The organism is Microbacterium sp. bgisy207, assembly GCF_057706855.1.
In genome coordinates this window covers 1-524 of sequence record NZ_JBYIPB010000038.1, presented here as the reverse complement: position 1 = coordinate 524, position 524 = coordinate 1, and the positions used below count along the sequence as shown (strand labels likewise).

At 60.1% G+C, this 524-nt stretch carries 1 protein-coding gene; it reads right to left on the bottom strand.

The features are described 5' to 3' along the window. The coding region (locus AC3ENO_RS14935) for a nucleoside-diphosphate sugar epimerase/dehydratase (protein ID WP_434971354.1) at positions 1-498 on the bottom strand (498 nt) is incomplete at its 3' end. Between the last annotated feature and the right edge of the window lie 26 nt (positions 499-524).

The following is a 524-nucleotide window of genomic DNA, read 5'->3' as shown; positions in this document are numbered from 1 at the left end:
AGCCCGCGGGGCGCGCTGCAGCTCAGAGGCGATCTGAGCAACCGAGCTTTCTGACCCGACGAGGAGCACACGCGACATGTACTGCCCGTTGTATCGCTTTGCGAAGAGCCAGTGTCGCCAGAGCCACCGGACAAGAACGAGCATGATGATGCCAAGCGGCAAGCTGATAAGCAGGTAGCCGCGCGCGATATCGACCTGGAACAAGAATGCGACGATCGCAATCATGCCGAACAGGCGGATGCTGGAGTCAATCACTCGGATGTATTCGCTCGACCCCGTGCCAATAACACGGTAACTGCGGGAATCCGCGAGCGACAGTGCCCACCACCAGAGCGCCACGAGGAGCGCCGAGGCGAACCAGTAGGAGATGGCTGTCAACCTTCCGTCGCGCGCGAAGGCTAGTGCAGCGTTCCCCGTGCCGAACCAGAAGATCTGTGTTCCGAAAACTACCCAGACGAGCACGATGAGATCGCTGATCCACAGACGTCTCGTGTACATCGACTGCCACCGTTGCGGTGAGCCGT